Raw genomic sequence first — 20,000 nt, 5'->3', positions numbered from 1 at the left:
ACGCCATGTCGTTATCCAAACAACTGCTAATTCTGATCTCGGCGCTGTTCCTGATGATTTTCAGCGTCAATTTCGCGCTCAGCGTCAATAACATCAAGGATTATCTGGAAGGCGAGGCCAAGAATCACGCCCAGGATACCGCGACCTCGCTGGGCCTGTCGCTGAGCCCCTACATGGCCAACGACAAGGATCCGGTCATCGAAACCATGATGAAAGCGATTTTCGACATGGGCTATTACAAGGAAATTCGTTTGGTCGACGCCGACAACAAGGAACTGGTGGCGCTGGTCAGCGACAAGGCGGTGGCCGGCGTGCCGGACTGGTTTGTGGATCTGCTGCCGATGACCTCGGCGACCGCCGAAAGCGAAATCAGCTCCGGCTGGAATCTGAGCGGAGTGATCTACGTCACCGTCAATTCGGGCTACGGCTATTTAAAACTGTACGAACAGGCCAAATCCGGCTTTTATTACTCGCTGGCGGCGTTCATCGTTTCGATCGGCCTGCTGGCGCTGACCTTGCGCTTTACGTTGGCGTCGCTGTCGCGGATCGACCAACTGGCCCGGCAGATCAGCGACGGCCAGTTCCAGAGCATAGCCGAACTGCCCTGGACCCGCGAGGTGCGTAACGTGGCGATATCGATGAACGCGATGTCGCAAAAAATCAAAACCACGATCGCCGGGTTGCACGGCAAACTGGACGGCATGGGCGCCAGCCTGTTGCGCGACGACCTGACCTGCCTCTACAAAAAGTCGGTGTTCGAGACCGACATCAAGCAACTGGCGCTGGAAGAAGCCGAGGCGTTTATCGTACTGGCCAAAATCGACGGCTTGCTGGAACTGGTCAAGGAACTGGATAGCGATGCCATCGACAGCTTCATCAAAGCCTTCGCCGCCACGCTGGAGCAAGTCGCCGCCGCAGCCGGCAGCGAAGCCGGCAAGGCCTACCGTTTCTACGGCGCCGAATTCGCGCTGCTGGTGAAAACCGGCGACCGCAACCAAATCGAATTGCTGGCAAAAACCCTGAGCAATCGCTTTAGCGAATTGGGCGAGCAATATCAAAAAGCCGATCTGGCCCACCTAGGCGTGGTACCGTTCAATCCGCTGACCACCAGCGACAGCATGTTGGAGGCCGCGCACGAAGCCTACGAACAAGCCCATTTGATCGGCGCCAACAGCTATTTCATCCGCAGCAGCGACAATTTCGCCCGCGACATCGCCACCTGGAAGGAACTGGTATTCGATTGCGTGGACAACAACGCTTATTCGATCTGGTACATCGGTCCGATCCACGGCATGAAACACGGCGAGCTGATGATGGAGGAAGCCTTCATTCAGGTCCACGACAAGCAAGGCGAGCTGGTGGCGATCGGCCCGTTCATTTCGATTGCCGAAAAATTCGCCAAAATTGTCGACCTGGACAAAGGCGTGATCGGCATGGTGATCGACCATATTGTGCATAACCACGTCGAACACGCGATTGCCGTCAACGTCTCGACCCGCACCATCAAGAACGGCGACTTCCGGGTCTGGCTGGAACGCTTGATTCAGCGCAATGCCGGCGCGGCCAAATATCTGGTGTTCAGCTTGTCGGCCTACGCAGTAGTCAAGGATATCGAGGCTTACAAGGCCTTCATCGAGGTCGTGCACCAATGCGGCGCCAGAGTCATGATCAAACGCTTCGAAACCCAATCGATGTCGGCCGAGTTGGTTAAGCAATTGAAACCCGACTACATCCGTCTGGCGCGCGATATCGGCAACGGTATCGCCGACTCGCAGCAAACCTACGCCTTCGTGCAAACCATCGCCGAAATGGCGGCTTTGCTGGATATTTCGGTGCTGGCGGAAAACGTGCAAGCCGATTCCGACTTTGCCGCCCTGCGCGGCATAGGCATCGCCGGTGCCAGCCGTTAACATCGGCCGCTCCCACCTCGCCGCAATCGCCGTTTTTGCCGCCAGCCTATGCTGCGGCATCGCTCTGGCCGGCAGCCTGTTCTTCGACCGAGAGCTGCTGGACAAAGTCGACAATAAGTACGGCGCGGCGGCCCGGCAGCGCTTCGTCGATTGGCAAAATCTGATCGAAACCGGCAAAGATTTGACGGACGCCGACAAGCTGCGCCGGGTCAACGATTTCTTCAACCGGAACGTCGACTTCGTCGATGATATCGCGCTGTGGAATAAAGTCGATTATTGGGCGACGCCGACCGAATTTCTGGCCAAGGGCGCCGGCGATTGCGAGGATTACTCGATCGCCAAATATTTCACGTTGGTGGAAATGGGCGTCGACGAAAGCAAACTGCGTATCACCTACGTCAAGGCCTTGGAACTGAACCAAGCCCACATGGTGCTGACCTACTTCGAATCGATGCGCTCGCCGCCATTGGTACTGGACAATCTGAAACCGGCGATTCTGCCGGCGACGCAACGCAGCGACCTGCAGCCGGTCTACAGCTTCAACGGTACCGGTTTATGGCTTGCCAAAAGCCGGGGTTCCGGGCAACATGTCGGCGGTTCGGACCGGTTAAGCCTGTGGACCGAACTCAAGTCTAGAATGTTGGAATCGCCTTTTTGAACGCCCCAAGTTATACCCTGCGCCGCAGTAGCCGCGCCAAACATACCCGTATCGTCGTCAAAGCCGGCCAAATCGAAGTGGTGGCTCCGCCCAAGGTTTCGGAACGCAACATTCACAGCTTCGTGCTGGCGCAACAGGACTGGATCGAGTCGGCGTTGCGCCGGGTCGCCGCCAAAACCCGCGAGGTACCGACGCTGGCGCCGCCCAATTACCGCGACGGCGTGGCCATTCCCTATCTCGGCCGGCAGCTGCCGCTGCGCATCGAAACCAGCCGCAACAAAACCCCGCGTTTGGATTTGCGCGACGACGCCTGGTTTTGCGCCAAAGTGCCGGCCGGCATCGAACCCGACCAGCATTCCGAACTGGTCCGCCAAGCCTTGATCCGCTGGATGAAAAGCCAGGCCCGCCAGCAAGTGCAACACTTCGTCGACCGGCACGCACCGCGCCACGGCCTGTTCCCGCGCAGCATTCGCATCAAAACCCAGAAAAGCCGCTGGGGCAGTTGCGGCCCGGACAACGACATCAACCTGAATTGGCTGTTGCTGCTGGCACCGCCGGCGGCTTTGGAATACGTGGTGGTTCACGAGTTGTGCCATATCCGCCACAGAAACCATTCCGCCGCGTTTTGGGAATTGGTGGCCGAACATGTGCCGGATTACCGCCAGCGCCGCTTGTGGTTGAAGCAGCACGGCGCCAGCCTGATGCAGGGCTTGTGATGCGCAAAAAGGAATGGGCGTTTTATCTGTTCGCCGCGCTGTTTATTTTCGGCGGCCAATTTCTGGCGCATCGGGATTTAGTGACCGGCACGCCGCCGCCGATCGTGCAAACCACGTTGGCCGGCGAAACGGCCCTGCACCCACTGGGCACACGGCCGGCCTTGATCTATTTCTGGGCGGAATGGTGCGGAGTCTGCCGCAGCATGCAAAATTCGGTGACGCAGGTCGGTAAAGACCATCCGTTGGCGACCGTCGCGATACGGTCCGGCGACGACGCCAAACTGCAAAGCTATCTGCGGGACAAGAATTTAGATTGGCCGGTCGTCAACGACAACGGCGGCGAAATCGGCCAGCGTTACGGCGTCAAAGCCGTGCCGGCCCTGTTTTTCACCGACCGGAACGGCAGTATCTTGTTCGCCACGGCCGGCTATACCTCGGAATGGGGCATCAGAGCCCGTTTGTGGCTGGCGGGTTGGTTTTAGCTTGGATTAACAGCAGAGAAGTTCAGGAAAAATTGCCCAGCGCCGACAGCTCGCGTTCCAGCAGCTCGCTATCGCCCAGATTCAATTCCACCAGACGCCGCAATAAGGAAATGCTGTCGATATCGATATGGGCGCAACGGAATCCGGCTTGATTGTCCTGGATGTGGGTGGCGACGATTTCCATCCGAATCGCCGCTTCGGCCGACAATTCGAACTTCAGCTCGTAAGGCTGGTTGCCGATCTCGGTCAGCGGCTCGGTCAATTCCAATAAACAGCCGCGCAACGACAGGTCGACGATCTTGCAACGCTGCGGCTCGCCGCCGCCGGCTAGAGCCAGTTGCGCATCGGCATGATAAAAAATCCGGTGAAAACGGCGTTTTTCTTCGCTTTTTTCGCTCATGCGCTCAATCCAGGAAAAATTGCATGGAAGTGCGGTCGACCACGACCACATCGTTGTTTTGCAACTGTACGGTTCGGTCGCCCAACGGCTCATTATTCACCGAAAGCCCGTCGTGGCCCTGCAAGGCCGACAAGTAGTATCCGTCCTTGCGCCGGGCAATGACGATGATGCCGGCGCCTTCGTGGCCGAGCCGGGTCATGGCTTTTTTCAAAGGCAGGATGCGGCCGATGTGAACGCCGTTCAACACTTGCAGACTGGCGTCGGGAGTTTTTACCGTTTCTTCGAGTTTTTCGTTCAGGGCCTGGACGTCGGCGTCGACCGACTTACCCAGCGTATTGACCAGCACCTTTTCGGAAAACTCGTCGGTCGTGTTGTAAACGATATAGTGCTTGCCGATATTGATGATATCGTTGTTTTGCAGATGGCACTCCTTGGTCGGCTGGTTGTTCACCAGCAGCGGAAATTTTTCGTTCATTTGCTTCATCACGCAGCTGCCGTCCTTGATCACGACTACGGCATGCGCCGGCGCCACGGCCAAGCTGTCCACCACCAAATCATTGGTGTCGTCGCGGCCGATACGCACGATCCCGGAATCAAAAACACCTGTATGGATTGCTTTATCTTTGAAGTAAACGGTAAATTTCGCCATCGCTGTTGTGTTGGTAATCCCCTGCGCCCGGCTAGTAGTATAGCTACTAAAGCCAAGGTTGCAGATTAATCGATATTAATTTCCAGCGCCCGCCACATCGGCGAAACCGCGCGCCACCGCACAGTCGGCATCGTTCCGACATTAAAATAGCGCGGTAAAGTTACTGGCACTATCGCCGTCCTGGTTTAGAATTTAGCGCAAACAGACACCCGCAACGACCATGAATTCTATAAGCTCCGCCGCAACCGACGCCGCCTGTTTTGCCCAAGACATTTACATCACCAGCGTCGACGAAGGCAACGGCAAGACGCTGGTGATGCTGGCGATGATGGAGATGCTGTCCGGCCTGGCCGACAACATCGGTTTTTTCCGGCCGATTATCCATAGTAAGCCGGAGCAAGACGATTTAATCCAGTTCATCAGCCACCGCTACCCGGTCGCCGTACCGCAAGCCGCAATGTACGGCTGCACCAGTGCCGAAGCCCGCGAACTGCTGGCCGCCGAACAATACGACGAACTGGTCAAAACCATCCTCAGCAAATTCCGGGCGTTGAAACGGCAGTGCCTGCACGTGCTGTGCGTCGGCTCCGACTACAGCCACGGTAACGCAGTGTTCGAATTCGACTTCAACGCCGACGTCGCCAACAACTTGGGCTGCTTGATCATGCCGGTGATCCAGGGGGAAAACCGCAGCAACGAACAACTGCTAAGCAGCATCGCCAGTCTGAAACACTCGTTGCACGAGAACGATTGCGAGCTGCTGGCCAGCGTCGTGATCGGAGTTGCCGGCAACCAATTGGCCGGTCTCCGCCACGACCTGAACCACGCCAAGGATTTCCCTATTTACCTGGTCCCGGCCGAAGCCTCGTTGGAAAAACCCAGCGTCGGCAACATCGCCAAGGCCCTGGGCGCTAAAGTGCTGTGCGGCGAGGCCGTGACGATGAGTCGCGAAGTCTACCACTACAAGGTTGCGGCGATGCTGATTCCGGATTTTCTGGATTACGTCGAAACCGGCGATCTGATCATCACCCCGGGCGATCGCTCCGACATTCTGCTGGCCAGCATCATGGCCTACAGTTCCGCCAGTTATCCGCAGATCGCCGGCCTGATTCTGACCGGCCACCAGCAACCGCCGCCGCAAGTGCAAAAACTGATCGAAGGCCTGGGCGGCACGCCATTCGCGGTACTGGCGGTCGATTCCGATACATTTACTACAGCGATGCAGGTCAGCCAGGTACCGGCCAGCTTGCATTCGCAGGATGAGCGCAAGATCGCCGCGGCACTGGGCCTGATCGAAAGCAATATCAATATGGTGGAGCTGCGGCTGCGGCTGTGCAGCAAAGTCGGCCATAAAACCACGCCGCTGATGTTCGAATACGACATGCTGCAGCGAGCCAAAGCCAAGAAACAACACATCGTGCTGCCGGAAGGCAACGAGGAGCGGATTCTGTTAGCCGCCGAAATTCTTTTGTTACGCGACGTGGTCAAAATCACGCTGCTGGGTAACGAGGCCGAAATTCGGCAGAAAATCCAGAACATGGCCTTGAAACTGGACGGCGTCAACATCGTAGACCCGGCCCACTCCGAACTGCGGCCGCTGTTCGCCGAAACCTATTACCAAGCGCGCAAACACAAATGCATCGTCTACGATACCGCTTACGACTTGATGGCCGACCCCAGCTATTTCGGCACCTTGATGATCCATCTGGGTTACGCCGACGGCATGGTCTCCGGCGCCGTACATTCGACGCAACACACCATCCGACCGGCCTTCGAGATCATTAAAACCAAGCCCGGCGCCTCGATCGTCTCCAGCGTGTTTTTCATGTGTCTGGAAGACCGGGTGCTGGTCTACGGCGACTGCGCGGTAATTCCTAACCCGAATGCCGCACAACTGGCCGACATCGCGATCAATGCCGCCGAAACCGCGCGCATGTTCAACATCGAACCGCGCATCGCGATGCTGTCCTATTCCACCGGCGAATCCGGCAAAGGCGAAGCGGTCGATAAGGTGCGCGAAGCGGTGAAAATCGCCAAGGCGCTACGCCCGGATTTACTGCTGGAAGGCCCGATGCAATACGACGCCGCCGTCGACGCCAGCGTCGCCAAAACCAAATTGCCGGACAGCGAAGTCGCCGGCCGCGCCACGATATTCATCTTCCCGGACCTGAACACCGGCAACAATACTTACAAAGCCGTGCAGCGTTCGTCCGGCGCAATTGCGGTCGGCCCAATCCTGCAAGGCCTGAACAAACCGGTCAACGACCTGAGCCGGGGCTGCACCGTCACCGATATCGTCAACACCGTGGTCATCACGGCGATTCAGGCTCAAGAGGGCGGTAAACCATGTCCGTAATTCGCGGCTGTTTTGCCGTATTGTTGGCGTTGGCCGCGGCACCGGCCTGGGCGGAAACCCGCATCGCCGTGCTCGATTTCGAATTGAAGGACTTGACGCTGGCGCCCGGCATCCCGGCCGAAATCGCCCGCACCGCGTCGATCAAGCCGTTACTGGTCAAGGAACTGGCAACGGCCGGTTACCGGATCGCCGAGATTCCGACAGAGGCCCGACAAGCGGCAGACAGCGGCGTCGGTTACTTGTTCGACCATGCCGATGCCGCGGCGGGGTTGGGCAAGCGCTTCGATGCCGATTATATTGTGGTCGGTCGCTTGCATAAGCCCAGCTTTCTGTTCGCCTACCTAATGGCGCATCTGGTTCGCGTGAGCGACGGTCGTTTGGTCGGCGATTACATCACCGAATCCAAGGGCCCGAATGTCGGCCTGACCGGCAAAGCCGTGGAAAGCCTGACCGTAAAGATCGATCGCGATCTGGACCAACGCTACTCCCCGCCTCCGCCACAAAAACGCGTAATCGGCTCTCAATGAAAATTCTGATTCTAAACGCCGGCAGTTCGTCGCTGAAATACAGCCTGTTCGACATGGCCGCCGGGCACACGGTTTTGCTATCCGGCTTGATCGAGCGCATCGGCGAAGCCGACGCCGGACACCGCTATCGCATCGGCGCATCGGATCCACTGCAACAGCCATTGAGCTGCGATCACCACCGCGATGCGCTACAAGCACTATTCGCTCTGTTAACCGAAACGGTACTACCGGATTTGAGCGAACTGGCCGCCGTCGGCCACCGTGTCGTGCACGGCGGCGAATTCTTTCGCGAACCGGCGTTGATCGAGCGCCAAGTCATCGCTCACATCGAAGCCGCCATTCCGTTGGCCCCGCTGCACAATCCGGCCAATTTGTTAGGCATCGAAGAAACGTTACGACTGCTGCCTACGGTGCCGCAAATTGCGGTGTTCGATACCGCTTTCCACCAAACCTTGCCCGATTACGCCTTCCGCTACCCGTTGCCCGGCCGCTTGTACACCGAACACGGCGTACGCCGCTACGGGTTTCACGGCACTTCGCACGCCTACGTCGCCAAACAGGCCGCAAAGCACCTGGGCAAGCCATTGGCGGAAACCAATCTAATTACCTTGCATCTGGGCAACGGCGCCAGTGTCGCCGCAATTGCCGGCGGCGTCAGCATAGACACCTCAATGGGGATGACCCCGCTGGAAGGCTTGATGATGGGCAGCCGCTGCGGCGACATCGACCCGGCCATCGCCTTTTATCTGGCGCGCACGCTGGGCATGGAGCTGGATGCGATAGACAAGCTTTACAACAAAGCCAGCGGTTGCCTCGGCGTTTGCGGCGAGAACGACATGCGGGCGATCCACGCCAAAGCCGAGCAAGGCGACGATTCAGCCAGGCTGGCGCTGGCGATGTACGCCTACCGGATCAAGAAATACATCGGCGCTTATTACGCGGTGCTGGGCCGGCTCGATGCACTGGTATTCACCGGCGGCATCGGCGAGAACGACGCCTGGCTGCGCCAGACCTGTTGCGTCGGCCTAACGGCCTTGGGCATCGCCGTCGACCCGGCGCAAAACGCGGCACCGGCCAAACCCGCCGCAACCATCAGTCCGCCCGGAGCCGAGGTTGCTGTGACGGTAATCGCCACCAACGAAGAGCTGGAAATCGCCACCCAAACGGCTGAGTGTTTGACTAGAGGAGCCAGTACGGCGGGCGACGCCGCCAAATCGCCATGCTCCGCAGCGCCGATAACGGAATAACCATTGAATAAACCGACTGCGCAGGCAGCATCAACCTCATTTCACTAAATCGCTGGATACTCCGGGGCTCCCCGCCGTCCAAATTCAGCTGACTGCTGCCGCCACCCAACTCCGCCGACCGAATCCCGATACGATAGTCGTCTTTGCGGGCCGAAAAATCCGCAAGCGGAGCATTGGCAGCAATCAGCTTTGTTATATTGTTGCAAAATTGATGGCAACAATATAACATTTTCGGCCCGCTTTCCTGGTCCAACTCTCGCTATGAATAAATTGTCGCCCTTTGTATTGATGTTACCCGCCAGCCTGCTGCATGCGGAACCCCAAAAGGACAACAGGCTGGATGAAATCATTGTCACGGCGCCACTGCCGGTCAGCAAAGCCGATGCGAGTTCTCCGGTTACCGTGTTGAGCGACGACGAATTGCGCCTGAAAACCGGACACAGCATCGGCGACACTTTGAAAAACGAGTTGGGTATTTCCAGCCAATCCTTCGGCCCCGGCGTCGGTACGCCGGTGATTCGCGGTCAGGCCGGCCCCAGGGTGCGAGTGTTGAACAACGGCATCGGCGCCAACGACGTATCCGCGATCAGCCCCGACCACCCTACCAGCGTCGAACCGCTGTTAGCGGAACGCATCGAAGTCTTGCGCGGCCCGGCGACCTTGCTATACGGTAGCGGCGCGATCGGCGGCGTCGTCAACGTCATCGACAACCGGATTCCGGGTATAGCCTTCGACAAAGCCCTGAACGCGGCGCTGGAACAACGTTTCGACTCGACCAGCGACGAAACCAGCACGACGATGAAGGTCGAAGGTAGCAAGGACCATATCGCCTACCACCTTGACGGCTTTTATCGCCACCGCAACAACATGGACATCGGCGGCCAAGCCATCGATACCGCAAAAATCGCTCTCAACGATGCGGAGCTGGCCGAGGAAATCGTCGACAACCCGCGCGGTTATTTAAACAACACCGGTGCCGAAGCCATCAGCGGCTCGGCCGGCCTGTCCTGGATCGACGACTTCGGCTTCGCCGGGGTATCGATCAATAATCTGAACAACAACTACGGCATCGCTCCGGACGGTACCGGCGAGGAAAGCGTGCGGATTGCGATGCGGCAGAATAAGTACGACTTCAAAAGCGAAGTGATCAAGCCGTTCGCGTTCGCCAAATCCTTGCGCACCCGTTTGGGTTACACCGACTACGAACATTATGAAATCGCCAATGGCGAGGTCGGCGCCCATTTCAGCAACCAAAGCTACGAAGGCCGGCTGGAACTGGCGCACGAAGACATCGGCCCGTTGCGCGGCGTGGTCGGCTTTCAAGCCCAGTCCAGCGACTTTCTCGGCCTGCACATGCACGGCCACGGACACGCCGGCGGCGAACCGGAAGTCGAAGCCATCGTCCCCCGCTCGAATATCCAGAGTTACGGCGTATTTGCCGTGGAATCCTTCGACACCGGCCCGGTCACTTACCAGTTGGGCACACGCGTCGAACAAACCGACATTCGCCCGGACGGTATGGATAGCTTCAGCTATACGCCGGTTAGCGCTTCGGCGTCGGCGGTATGGAAACTGGACCAACGTAACAGTCTCAATATTGCGGTGACCCGTTCCTCGCGAGCGCCGCAAGTGCAGGAATTGCTTTCCGACGGCTTTCACCACGCCACCCGGAGCTGGGAGCGCGGCAGCACCGCCTTGAAAGAGGAAACTTCGTACAACCTGGACTTGGGCTACCGCTTCAGAACCGACTGGATGCGCGCCGAACTGGATTTATTTCATAACTGGGCCAGCGATTACATCTACCAGCGCCGCACCGGCGAATTTCTCGACGAAGAAGGCGACAGCGACCACTGCGGCACCGAGCACTGCGTACCGGTCCTGCAAAGCAGCCAGCAGGACGCCATTTTCAAAGGCTACGAAGCGAAGCTGATTTTTCCTATGATGGAAAACCACCTCGGTCTGCTGGAACTGAGCTTGTTCAGCGACTACACCCGCGGCGAATTTGTCAACGGCGGCGACGTACCGCGCATGCCGCCGCTGCGTTACGGCCTGCAACTGGATTACAACCAGGACAAACTGTCCAGTTACCTGCGGCTGACTCGGGCCGACGACCAAACCCGCGTCGGCGAGTTCGAGACCTCGACCGCCGGCTACTACCTGCTGAACGTCGGCGTCAATTACCAGATCAAAGCCGCCAGCGATGCCAAGCTGATGGTGTTCGCCAAAGGTAACAACTTGCTGGACCAAAACATCCGCAACGCCACCTCTTACTTGCGCAACTTCGCGCCGGAAGCCGGGCGCGGGGCGGAAGTAGGGTTTAGATTGAGTTATTGATCCGACTATACAGACACAAGGGCGCGTCCTTCGATGCGCCTTTTTTTGAAATCTTGATTGTTATAATATAACATACACATCCATGACACCGATTTCATCCTCCTCACCCAAACTACCTGTTACCGTGTTATCCGGCTTTCTCGGTGCCGGCAAAACCACGCTGCTGAATCATATTCTCAATAACCGCGAAAACCGGCGGGTGGCGGTGATCGTCAACGACATGAGCGAAGTCAACATCGACGCCGCGCTGGTCAAGAACGAGGTACAGCTGAATCGCGGCCAGGAAAAACTGGTCGAAATGAGTAACGGGTGCATTTGCTGCACCCTACGAGAGGACTTGCTGATCGAGGTCGGCAACCTGGCCAGGGACGGCCACTTCGATTATCTGGTGATCGAATCCACCGGCATCGCCGAGCCGCTGCCGATCGCCGAAACCTTCACCTTTCGCGACGAAACCGGCGCCAGCCTGGCCGACATCGCCCGACTGGATACCATGGTAACCGTGGTAGACGCGGTCAACTTCATGCGCAATTACCAGGAAGCGCTGAGTCTGAAGGAAGCCGGCGAGGCTTTGGGCGAAGACGACGAACGCAATGTTGCCGACCTGCTGGTCGATCAAATCGAATTCGCCAACGTGATTCTGATTTCCAAAATCGATCTGATCGCCAGCGACGAAATCGCCAACCTCAAAGCCATTTTGCGCAGCCTGAACGCCGACGCCGAAATCGTGCCGATAGTCATGGGCCAAGTCGATCTCGGCAAAGTGTTGGATACCGGGTTATTCGATTTCGAAAAAGCCGAACAGGCACCCGGCTGGCTGAAGGAATTGCGCGGAGAGCACACGCCGGAGACAGAAGAATACGGCATCAGCAGTTTTGTGTACTCTGCCCGCCGCCCCTTCCACCCGGATCGGTTCTATCGGCATTTGCACGAAGACGAGTGGGAAAACGGCACGTTGCTGCGTTCCAAAGGCTTTTTCTGGCTGGCTTCTCGCCCCGACCACGCCGGCAGTTGGTCGCAGGCCGGCGGCATCATGCGCCACGGTCTGGCCGGACGCTGGTGGGCGTCGGTGCCGGAGGATCAATGGCCGGAAGAGTACCTAGAAGACATTCGCGAACATTGGCAAGAACCCTACGGCGATTGCCGCCAGGAACTGGTGTTCATCGGCCAAAACCTCGATGCCGAACAAGTCTGTCGGGAACTCGACGCCTGCCTGCTAAACGACGCGGAATTGGCGGCAGGACCGAACGCTTGGCGCCAGTATGCAGACCCGTTTCCGCTTTGGTTCGCAGAATGACGCGTAACCGAACGGCTCGCCCCGCCGTCGATGCACGGCGTTTCGCCGGCGTACTTTTCCAACCTTTGCCTAGGAGGGCAATACTATGAAAAAAAACCAACTATTATCGGTCACCCTGATTGTCATGGGGATGAGCGCATCAGCCCACGCTCACGAGGGCGGTTTGGCCGGCTATTACATCGGCATCGACGGTACCAACACCTTTACTTCCGGCACTTACAACGGCTTAGCAAACCCCAATGCCGGAAATCTGACCTTACTTCTCAACCACGGCAACCATTACCACGGCATAGGGGCCTATAGCTACAGCGGCCCTGCGGCTGCGCCCACCGCCAACGATACCAACGGCAACAACCGCATTCCGGAAATTTCCTCGCTGGATGCGCCTTTGGCGCTCAATTGGGGCAGCGGCAGCCTGTATAGCGGCAAACTCACTTCCCAAAACAATTCGTCGGAAGATTACGGCAACCTGACCTTCGCCAAGGTAGACAGCTTGGCCGGACACGAAACCGGCAGCGAAGAGCAGATTCTGTTCAATAGCAGCAACAACCGCTGGTCGACCTTGTTAGGCAATACCGCTATCGGCCTGCAATTGATTTCCGCCACCACCGGTTTGTTCGTCGGCGACCATCAAACCGCCAACCTGTTTGCCAACGGCGACACTATCAGCCTGGATAGCTTTCTCGACGATGGCTTCGCGCCGATCTTCTGGACTGCCGCCAACGTTCCGGCGGGCACTTACACGGCCGAATTTCGTCTGGTCGGCCTGAATGACGCCAACATCAATTCCGGCCGTTTCTATTTCGACTTCGCCCCGGTAGCAGTGCCGGTGCCGGCGGCAGCCTGGTTGTTCGGTTCCGGCCTGCTCGGATTGCTGGGATTGAAACGCAAAGCTACGCCGCTGTCGGCATAGTCCCGATGCAATGCCGTCTTAGCATCCCGCAAGGCAAAATTGCGGCGTCGGCCAGCAGCGATGGCCTATTCCCCGGTTCGGCTGCCACCGATTTGCCGCCGTCGCATTGCGACGGCGGCATTCCCTAGTGATTTGCACGCCACGCGATGGATTAGAGCATGGCCGACACCGATACTTACCTACATCTGATAGGTCTTCAAATCTTGGCCATTCTGGGCATTGTCATGATCATACAAGGTGAACGTCCGCCTAAACGCGCACTGTCCGGGGCATTTCTGCTCGTGCTCGGCATGCTATTGGCCCACGTCGTTTCGCATATCCTGCCTGACCATTTCGCCCGTTTCGTCTACGGCACGCATCGCGAATACCGATCCTTGCCGCGCCAGGATTAACGCCGCCATGACTATTTATCTCGCCACCATCGCCGCCAGTCTCGCAGTCAGCCTGTGTTCGCTGTCCAGCGCTTTCGCCTTATGGATGCCAGCGGCAACGCTGAAAAGGGTCGTGCCGTTTTTGGTCGCCCTGGCCGTCGGCGTGCTGCTCGGCGATGCCTTCATTCACCTGATACCGGACGCGGTGGAACGCCGAGGCTCGGTCAGCGACGTATGTTTGACCGTGCTGGTCGGCGTGTTCGGCTTTTTCGTGCTGGAAAAACTGGTGCGCTGGCGCCACGACCACAACGTCGATACCCGGCCCGGCGCCGAGATTTTGCCGCTGGCGAAAATGAACCTGATCGGCGACGCCATCCATAACTTTGTGGACGGCATTTTGATCGCCGGCAGCTTTCTGGCCGACCCGATATTGGGATGGACCACCACGCTAGCCATCGTCGCCCACGAAGTGCCGCAGGAACTGGGCGACGTCGGCGCCTTGCTGCGCGGCGGTTACTCGCCCAGGCAAGCGGTGCTGAACAATTTTTATTGCTCGCTGAGCGTCGTGCCCGGCGCGCTGTTTACCCTGCTGCTCAGCCAGTTGGCCGAATCGTCGTTGCTGGTGCTGCTGCCGATTGCCGCCGGCGGCTTTATCTATATCGCCGCCTCCGACTTGATTCCGGTGCTGCACGAGCGCTCCACTCTGCGCCATCTCGGCGGTCAAAGCGCTTCGTTCGCGCTCGGCATCGCCTTCATGCAAGGCATCGTCATGCTCGAACAAACCCTGTTAACCCCCTAAGGAGGAACGATGTTCGCTCGCGTACCTATCGCCCAAACCCAATTGCTGCCGCTCGACTCGATCGCTGAGTTCCAGCCGCTGCAAGGCCGCCAAGAGACTTTGACCGTTGTTTCGGAAAACTTCGGCGATTTGGCCAGAATTTACGAAGACCCGGTCAATCTGTGCCTGATCGAGAGGCCTCGCCCCAATACCATCGAACTGTTCGTGCAAAGCGCGCTGCAAGCGAAAACCCGTCTGGAGATCAGCCAAGCCGCCGATCCGCAAAGCTACGACTTCGCCGAATTATGGCCGCAAGCGGCCAACCTACCGGGTTACGATGCCTGGACCGCCGATGTAGCCTGGCTGACCGCCGCCTATTGCGAGTTGTTCGGATTGCGCGAAACCGGGTTACGCATCAGAACTCTGGACAAAGCCATGTGCCCGCGCTTTCACGTCGATCGGGTAACGGCCCGGTTGGTATGCAGCTACGGCGGCATCGGTACCGAGTGGCTACCGGAATACGCGCTGGACCGCAGCAAGTTGGGCATGGGGGCTTGCGGCCAGCCCGACGAGCACTCCGGATTGATCCTGGATCCGACCGCAGTCCGGCAAATGCCGGCTTACGCGGTAGGCCTGATGAAGGGCGAACACTGGGAAGGCAACGAAGGCCGCGGCCTGGTGCATCGCTCTCCCGCTCCTACTGCGGTACAGCCGCGCCGGCTGTTGTTGACTTTGGACATGTTGTGAGGCGCCGGCTACGCAGCGCCCACCTTTTGGCGAGCGATTCATCGGAAGCTTTCAATCTGGTACTCGCTACGTCCCCCAATATCGTTAAGTTAAGCCGTTCGACAAGCGCAGGACGAACGGCTAAGCCTTAACTGAGTGGCACGGGTGCGTACCCCTATCCCCAACAAAATTCAACATGCTGATTAAACTCCACAACGGCGCGATTTACGATCCCAGCCAAAACCTGCTCGGCCAAACCGGCGACCTGTTTATCCGCGACGGCGCGATCGTCGCCGACCCCGGACCGGACGCACGCTTCGACGCGATATACGACTTGACCGGCAAGATCGTGATGGCCGGCGCGATCGACATCCACAGCCACATCGCCGGCGGCAACGTCAACACCGCCCGGCTGTTGCTGCCTGAGCAGCACCGCAACCATATGGCACGGCGGCTTAATCATCCGTTTTCCACCGCCAAATGGTCCAGCACCGACACCGGCTACCGCTACGCCGGCATGGGCTACACCACCGTGGTCGAGCCGGCGATGCTGCCGGTCGGCGCCTTGGACGTACACCTGCAAATGGCCGATATTCCGATTCTGGACACCGCCGCGCTGGCGATACTCGGTAATGACGATTTACTGCTGCGATTGATGCGGGCCAAGGCCGGCCAAAACCAAATCAACGATTACGTGGCCTGGACCTTGAACGCCACCCGCGCTCTGGGCCTGAAAATCATCAACGCCGGCGGCGCCAACGCCTTTAAAAGCAACGTCCGCCAATTCGGCCTGGACGACGTGGTGCCGGAATACGGCGTCAGCTCGCGGCAGATTTTGCAAACCCTGCAAACGGCGGTCCATCAGCTCGGCGTGCCGCATCCTCCGCACGTGCATTGCAACAATCTCGGCGTTCCCGGCAACGTCGAGACTATCGTCGCCACCATGGAGGCTGCGCAAGGCTTGCCGATGCACCTGGCCCACGTCCAGTTCTACGCTTACGGCACGGAAGGCGCCAAAGGCTTTTCCTCGGCGGCGGCCAAGCTGCTGGAAGCCTTCAACCGCCACCCCAACATCACCATGGACGTCGGCCAGGTGCTGTTCGGGCAGACGGTGACGATCTCCGGCGATGTGATTGCCCAATACAGTCGCCACAGCGACGCCAGCCCCGGTAAATACGTGATGTGGGACGCCGAATGCGAAGGCTCGGGCGGCGTGGTGCCTTACCGCTACCGCCAAGCTAGCTTCGTCAACACCCTGCAATGGGCGATTGGTTTGGAACTGTTTTTACTGGCCGAGGCGCCGGAGCGCCTATTCTTCACCACCGACCATCCCAACGGCGCGCCGTTCACCGCTTACCCGGAACTGCTGCGCTTGCTGATGGACGCCGACTACCGGCAAGAATGCATGGCGCACTTGAATCAGGAAGCGCTGGCCCTGACCTTGTTGCCGGGCCTGAAACGCGAATTGACCCTGAGCGAGATAGCCACGATGACCCGCTCCGCCGCCGCCAAATTGTTGGGCCTAAATGACCGCGGCCATCTCGCCCCCGGCGCGCTGGCCGACATCGCCGTTTACGATCCCGACCAGCGATCCGGCCCAGCCGCTGGCCCTCGTCCCGATTACCAAGCCATGTTCGCGAACGCGGCGCTAGTGTTCAAAAACGGCCGGCTGGTGGTGCAAGACGGCGTCGTGATCGAACGGCCGCTCGGTTTGGCGCAAACCGTCACCCCGGTTTACGACGCCGGCATCGCCCGCACCGTCAAACAACACTTTGACCGTTTCTACAGACTGAAACTCGGCCAATACGCGGTCAACGACGCCGACTTCGGCGAACGGCCCAGGTTTAAGGTACATGAATGACAACGTCCGACAAACCGCAAACTTAAGGCACACCATGAACCCCATCGAAGACATCCAGGCCCGCGCCGACAGCCGCCGTATCGCCATCGACAAAGTCGGCATCAAGGACATTCTGCATCCGGTGCGGGTGCAGGATAAAAACGGCGGCGAACAACATACCGTGGCTCGTTTTGATATGTACGTGAATCTGCCGCACGACTTCAAGGGCACCCACATGTCGCGCTTCGTGGAAATCTTGAACGGCCACGACCGGGAGATCAGCATTGCTTCGTTCCCGCTGATGTTGCGGGAAATGCTGACGCGGCTGGAAGCCGAATCCGGCTACATCGACATGCGCTTTCCGTACTTCGTCGAGAAGGCCGCGCCGGTCAGCGGCGTATGCAGTCTGCTGGACTATCAGGTCAGCTTCATCGGCGAAATCGACGCCCAGGGTTGCCGCGCCAAAGTCAAAATCGTGGTGCCGGTGACCAGCTTGTGCCCGTGTTCCAAGGAAATCTCGGAACGCGGCGCCCACAACCAGCGCTCCCATGTCAGCGTCACCGTTGCGACCCGGCAATTCATCTGGCTGGAGGACCTGATCGCGCTGGTCGAGGCCGAGGCCTCGTCGCCGATTTACGGCCTGTTGAAGCGTCCGGACGAAAAATACGTCACCGAATACGCCTACGATAATCCCAAATTCGTCGAGGACATGGTGCGCGACGTCGCCGCCCGGCTGGACGCCGACCCACGCATCGGCGCCTACACGGTGGAATCGGAAAACTTCGAGTCCATCCATAACCATTCGGCTTACGCCTTGATCGAACGCCGCAAACCGCAATCCTAGCCCAGGACTTCCCATGCAAACCGACCTGAAATTGAACTACCCGGTGCCGGTCACTATTTTGACCGGCTTTCTCGGCGCCGGCAAAACCACCTTGCTCAACCGTATCTTGACCGAACAGCACGGCCGCCGCATCGCCGTGATCGAAAACGAATTCGGCGAGACCGGCATCGACAACGAACTGCTGGTGCAAGCCGACGAGCAAATCGTCACGATGAACAACGGCTGCATCTGCTGCACGGTACGCAGCGACTTGGTGCGCATCCTCGGCGAATTATCGCAGCGCCGCGAAACCGGCGAGGTGCATTTTGAGCGGGTGATCATCGAAACCACCGGCCTGGCCGATCCGGCGCCGGTGGCGCAAACCTTTTTCATCGAACCCGACATCGCCGAAAATTACAAACTCGACGCCATCGTCACCGTGGTCGACGCGGTGCATGCCCACATGCAATTGCAAGAGCATCACGAAGCGCAAGAACAAGTCGGTTTTGCCGACCGGATTTTGCTATCGAAAACCGATTTGCAGGAAGCCGAAGTGGTTGCCGACCTGGAAACCCGCTTGCGGGCGATGAACCCCAGGGCGCCGATCAAGCGCGTGCATTTCGGCGCCACCGAGTTGCACGACATACTGGACATCGACGGTTTCAACCTGGACGACATCCTGAAAATCGAGCCGGATTTTCTGCAAGACGTCAGCCACGAACACGAGGACGACATCGGCTCGTTCGTCTTTCGTACCGAGCGGGCACTCGATGCGGCTCGCATCTTGGCTTTTCTGGACATCATGGTGCGCGACTACGGCAACGATTTGTTGCGCTACAAAGGCATTCTGAATATAGCCGGCTGCGACAAGCGAGTGATCTATCAAGGCGTACACATGTTGATGACCCAGGACTTCGGCAGCCCTTGGCAGGACGGCGCGACTAGAGAATCGAATCTGGTATTCATCGGTCGCAACCTGCCCAAGCAAGACATGCTGGACGCTCTGGAATCCTGCCGACTAGCCCCGGAAACGGCTTAAATCCATGCCTTTCCGCTGCAGCCGTGCGCAAAACGATTGCAACGATCGCGCACGATGTTATATTGTTGCATCGTGACTTCGTTCACAAACTGACCGACGAATTCAGTCGTCGTACTTTTAAATAATTAAGGAGATTTTTTCATGCGCAATCAATGGATAGCACCCATTCTGGCAGTGGGTTTGAGCTTAACCGTATCGGCAGCCTCGGCAGCCGACCAGCACGCCGGCGACATTCAGCCCTGGAAAGCTAACGGCCAAGTCCTCGTCAACGGCGAGTGGTTCGAAGCCGATTTCGGCGACTTATCGGGCGGCTTGTACCGAACCGATGATCCCGGCTACGACGCCAACACCGCTTCTGGCGCCTTCGGTGCCGGCAATTGGCTGTGGTTCTCAGGTTTGAATAGCTTGCAATTCTGGAACGGCAGTGTCTGGTCGAACACCGTGCCTAACGGCGAACACATCGAGCTGACGGATGCTTTGGGCAACGTGACGACGTTCAACACTTCCGGCGTACAAAACGCGTCCGGTGTGATCGGCCAGTTCGACGATGCCGGCGACATCCATGAACACCTGGACATGGCCATCCGCAACGAGTCAAATGCATTGGGCGGTACGGTGGGGGCCTACTGGATCACCCTGCACTTGTTCGAAACGCTGCCGGACAGCACCACACCGGTCTCAACCGCATCCACGCCGTTCCACATCCTGTTCAACCGCGGTCTGGCTCACGCCGACTTCGAACTGGCTGTCGAAGCGGCCAGCGCCGCACCGGTACCTCTGCCCGGCGCGGTTTGGCTGTTCGCGCCGGCCATGGCCGGCCTGTTGGGTTTCGGCCGCCGCAAACCGGCCGCGTGAGAAAGGCACCAAACGCTCGAGCGTTGCCGGGCTGAACCAGCCCGGCAACGCTATTGCGGCACGAAAATTTGCATAAATT

General features: G+C 58.5%; 19 protein-coding genes. 17 read left to right on the top strand and 2 right to left on the bottom strand.

Going from position 1 to position 20,000, the window contains the following annotated elements:
* The first annotated feature begins 5 nt into the window (after positions 1-5).
* Genes NP603_RS05490 through NP603_RS05475 form a run of 4 tightly spaced genes read left to right on the top strand, consistent with a single transcriptional unit; the run spans position 6 to position 3,766 of the window.
* Positions 6-1,910: a bifunctional diguanylate cyclase/phosphodiesterase gene (locus tag NP603_RS05490; RefSeq protein WP_256609914.1), complete on the top strand. Its 1,905-nt coding sequence runs from the start codon at positions 6-8 to the stop codon at positions 1,908-1,910.
* Positions 1,897-2,568, top strand: coding sequence for a transglutaminase-like cysteine peptidase (locus NP603_RS05485; RefSeq protein ID WP_256609913.1), 672 nt, complete (start codon positions 1,897-1,899; stop codon positions 2,566-2,568). Before NP603_RS05490 ends, NP603_RS05485 begins: the two co-directional genes overlap by 14 nt.
* On the top strand, positions 2,565-3,284 hold the full coding sequence (locus tag NP603_RS05480) for a M48 family metallopeptidase (RefSeq protein WP_256609912.1): 720 nt from the start codon (positions 2,565-2,567) through the stop codon (positions 3,282-3,284). Before NP603_RS05485 ends, NP603_RS05480 begins: the two co-directional genes overlap by 4 nt.
* A complete protein-coding gene (locus NP603_RS05475) occupies positions 3,284-3,766 on the top strand; it encodes a protein disulfide oxidoreductase (RefSeq protein WP_256609911.1) in 483 nt (160 codons plus the stop codon). The genes NP603_RS05480 and NP603_RS05475 overlap by 1 nt, the downstream gene beginning before the upstream one ends.
* A gap of 22 nt (positions 3,767-3,788) precedes the next feature.
* On the opposite strand, the gene NP603_RS05470 is transcribed toward NP603_RS05475, so the two are convergent.
* Both NP603_RS05470 and NP603_RS05465 read right to left on the bottom strand, forming a co-directional pair.
* A complete protein-coding gene (locus NP603_RS05470) occupies positions 3,789-4,166 on the bottom strand; it encodes a PilZ domain-containing protein (RefSeq protein ID WP_256609910.1) in 378 nt (125 codons plus the stop codon).
* 4 nt (positions 4,167-4,170) lie between these two features.
* Positions 4,171-4,815: an FHA domain-containing protein gene (locus NP603_RS05465; protein ID WP_256609909.1), complete on the bottom strand. Its 645-nt coding sequence runs from the start codon at positions 4,813-4,815 to the stop codon at positions 4,171-4,173.
* A 220-nt stretch (positions 4,816-5,035) separates the two neighbouring features.
* Between NP603_RS05465 and pta the strand changes: the two genes are divergently transcribed.
* The 13 genes from pta to NP603_RS05400 all read left to right on the top strand — a co-directional run bounded on the left by pta (position 5,036) and on the right by NP603_RS05400 (position 19,921).
* Positions 5,036-7,171 (top strand): phosphate acetyltransferase, encoded by a 2,136-nt coding sequence (pta, locus tag NP603_RS05460; RefSeq protein ID WP_256609908.1) that lies wholly within the window; start codon positions 5,036-5,038, stop codon positions 7,169-7,171.
* Entirely contained in the window at positions 7,162-7,698 is a 537-nt protein-coding gene (locus tag NP603_RS05455) for a DUF2380 domain-containing protein (RefSeq protein ID WP_256609907.1), read from the top strand. The genes pta and NP603_RS05455 overlap by 10 nt, the downstream gene beginning before the upstream one ends.
* Positions 7,695-8,945, top strand: a complete 1,251-nt coding sequence (locus NP603_RS05450; RefSeq protein WP_256609906.1) for an acetate/propionate family kinase — start codon at positions 7,695-7,697, stop codon at positions 8,943-8,945. Before NP603_RS05455 ends, NP603_RS05450 begins: the two co-directional genes overlap by 4 nt.
* 261 nt (positions 8,946-9,206) lie before the next feature.
* Positions 9,207-11,279 (top strand): TonB-dependent receptor, encoded by a 2,073-nt coding sequence (locus tag NP603_RS05445; protein ID WP_256609905.1) that lies wholly within the window; start codon positions 9,207-9,209, stop codon positions 11,277-11,279.
* Positions 11,280-11,361: 82 nt separating this feature from the next.
* Positions 11,362-12,576 carry a zinc metallochaperone GTPase ZigA gene (zigA, locus tag NP603_RS05440; RefSeq protein WP_256609904.1) on the top strand — a complete coding sequence of 405 codons (1,215 nt, stop codon included), beginning with the start codon at positions 11,362-11,364 and terminating at the stop codon, positions 12,574-12,576.
* Between the two features lie 85 nt (positions 12,577-12,661).
* Entirely contained in the window at positions 12,662-13,489 is an 828-nt protein-coding gene (locus NP603_RS05435) for an all3515 family Zur-repressed PEP-CTERM protein (protein WP_256609903.1), read from the top strand.
* 158 nt (positions 13,490-13,647) lie between these two features.
* A complete protein-coding gene (locus tag NP603_RS05430) occupies positions 13,648-13,881 on the top strand; it encodes a YeeE/YedE family protein (protein WP_256609902.1) in 234 nt (77 codons plus the stop codon).
* A gap of 7 nt (positions 13,882-13,888) precedes the next feature.
* The gene (locus tag NP603_RS05425) at positions 13,889-14,659 is read left to right on the top strand and encodes a ZIP family metal transporter (protein WP_256609901.1); all 771 of its coding nucleotides are present in this window, start codon (positions 13,889-13,891) and stop codon (positions 14,657-14,659) included.
* Between the two features lie 9 nt (positions 14,660-14,668).
* Positions 14,669-15,385: a DUF1826 domain-containing protein gene (locus NP603_RS05420; RefSeq protein WP_256609900.1), complete on the top strand. Its 717-nt coding sequence runs from the start codon at positions 14,669-14,671 to the stop codon at positions 15,383-15,385.
* A 175-nt stretch (positions 15,386-15,560) separates the two neighbouring features.
* On the top strand, positions 15,561-17,225 hold the full coding sequence (locus NP603_RS05415; RefSeq protein WP_256609899.1) for a formylmethanofuran dehydrogenase subunit A: 1,665 nt from the start codon (positions 15,561-15,563) through the stop codon (positions 17,223-17,225).
* Between the two features lie 34 nt (positions 17,226-17,259).
* Positions 17,260-18,048: a GTP cyclohydrolase FolE2 gene (folE2, locus tag NP603_RS05410; protein WP_256609898.1), complete on the top strand. Its 789-nt coding sequence runs from the start codon at positions 17,260-17,262 to the stop codon at positions 18,046-18,048.
* Between the two features lie 13 nt (positions 18,049-18,061).
* Complete coding sequence (locus tag NP603_RS05405) at positions 18,062-19,066, top strand: CobW family GTP-binding protein (RefSeq protein ID WP_256609897.1); 1,005 nt, start codon at positions 18,062-18,064, stop codon at positions 19,064-19,066.
* A 141-nt stretch (positions 19,067-19,207) separates the two neighbouring features.
* Positions 19,208-19,921, top strand: coding sequence for a hypothetical protein (locus tag NP603_RS05400; protein WP_256609896.1), 714 nt, complete (start codon positions 19,208-19,210; stop codon positions 19,919-19,921).
* Positions 19,922-20,000 lie beyond the last annotated feature (79 nt).

This window comes from Methylomonas aurea (genome assembly GCF_024505045.1).
Lineage (GTDB): Bacteria > Pseudomonadota > Gammaproteobacteria > Methylococcales > Methylomonadaceae > Methylomonas > Methylomonas aurea.
This window is presented reverse-complemented; position numbering and strand designations above follow the sequence as displayed.

What these genes read in the sequence shown, in the direction of transcription:
- NP603_RS05490 (WP_256609914.1), top strand. Translation starts at nt 6, where the DNA reads ATGTCGTTATCCAAACAACTGCTAATTCTGATCTCGGCGCTGTTCCTG.
- NP603_RS05475 (WP_256609911.1), top strand. Translation starts at nt 3,284, where the DNA reads ATGCGCAAAAAGGAATGGGCGTTTTATCTGTTCGCCGCGCTGTTTATT.
- NP603_RS05470 (WP_256609910.1), bottom strand. Translation starts at nt 4,166, where the DNA reads ATGAGCGAAAAAAGCGAAGAAAAACGCCGTTTTCACCGGATTTTTTAT.
- NP603_RS05465 (WP_256609909.1), bottom strand. Translation starts at nt 4,815, where the DNA reads ATGGCGAAATTTACCGTTTACTTCAAAGATAAAGCAATCCATACAGGT.
- pta (WP_256609908.1), top strand. Translation starts at nt 5,036, where the DNA reads ATGAATTCTATAAGCTCCGCCGCAACCGACGCCGCCTGTTTTGCCCAA.
- NP603_RS05455 (WP_256609907.1), top strand. Translation starts at nt 7,162, where the DNA reads ATGTCCGTAATTCGCGGCTGTTTTGCCGTATTGTTGGCGTTGGCCGCG.
- NP603_RS05450 (WP_256609906.1), top strand. Translation starts at nt 7,695, where the DNA reads ATGAAAATTCTGATTCTAAACGCCGGCAGTTCGTCGCTGAAATACAGC.
- NP603_RS05445 (WP_256609905.1), top strand. Translation starts at nt 9,207, where the DNA reads ATGAATAAATTGTCGCCCTTTGTATTGATGTTACCCGCCAGCCTGCTG.
- zigA (WP_256609904.1), top strand. Translation starts at nt 11,362, where the DNA reads ATGACACCGATTTCATCCTCCTCACCCAAACTACCTGTTACCGTGTTA.
- NP603_RS05435 (WP_256609903.1), top strand. Translation starts at nt 12,662, where the DNA reads ATGAAAAAAAACCAACTATTATCGGTCACCCTGATTGTCATGGGGATG.
- NP603_RS05430 (WP_256609902.1), top strand. Translation starts at nt 13,648, where the DNA reads ATGGCCGACACCGATACTTACCTACATCTGATAGGTCTTCAAATCTTG.
- NP603_RS05425 (WP_256609901.1), top strand. Translation starts at nt 13,889, where the DNA reads ATGACTATTTATCTCGCCACCATCGCCGCCAGTCTCGCAGTCAGCCTG.
- NP603_RS05420 (WP_256609900.1), top strand. Translation starts at nt 14,669, where the DNA reads ATGTTCGCTCGCGTACCTATCGCCCAAACCCAATTGCTGCCGCTCGAC.
- NP603_RS05415 (WP_256609899.1), top strand. Translation starts at nt 15,561, where the DNA reads ATGCTGATTAAACTCCACAACGGCGCGATTTACGATCCCAGCCAAAAC.
- folE2 (WP_256609898.1), top strand. Translation starts at nt 17,260, where the DNA reads ATGAACCCCATCGAAGACATCCAGGCCCGCGCCGACAGCCGCCGTATC.
- NP603_RS05405 (WP_256609897.1), top strand. Translation starts at nt 18,062, where the DNA reads ATGCAAACCGACCTGAAATTGAACTACCCGGTGCCGGTCACTATTTTG.
- NP603_RS05400 (WP_256609896.1), top strand. Translation starts at nt 19,208, where the DNA reads ATGCGCAATCAATGGATAGCACCCATTCTGGCAGTGGGTTTGAGCTTA.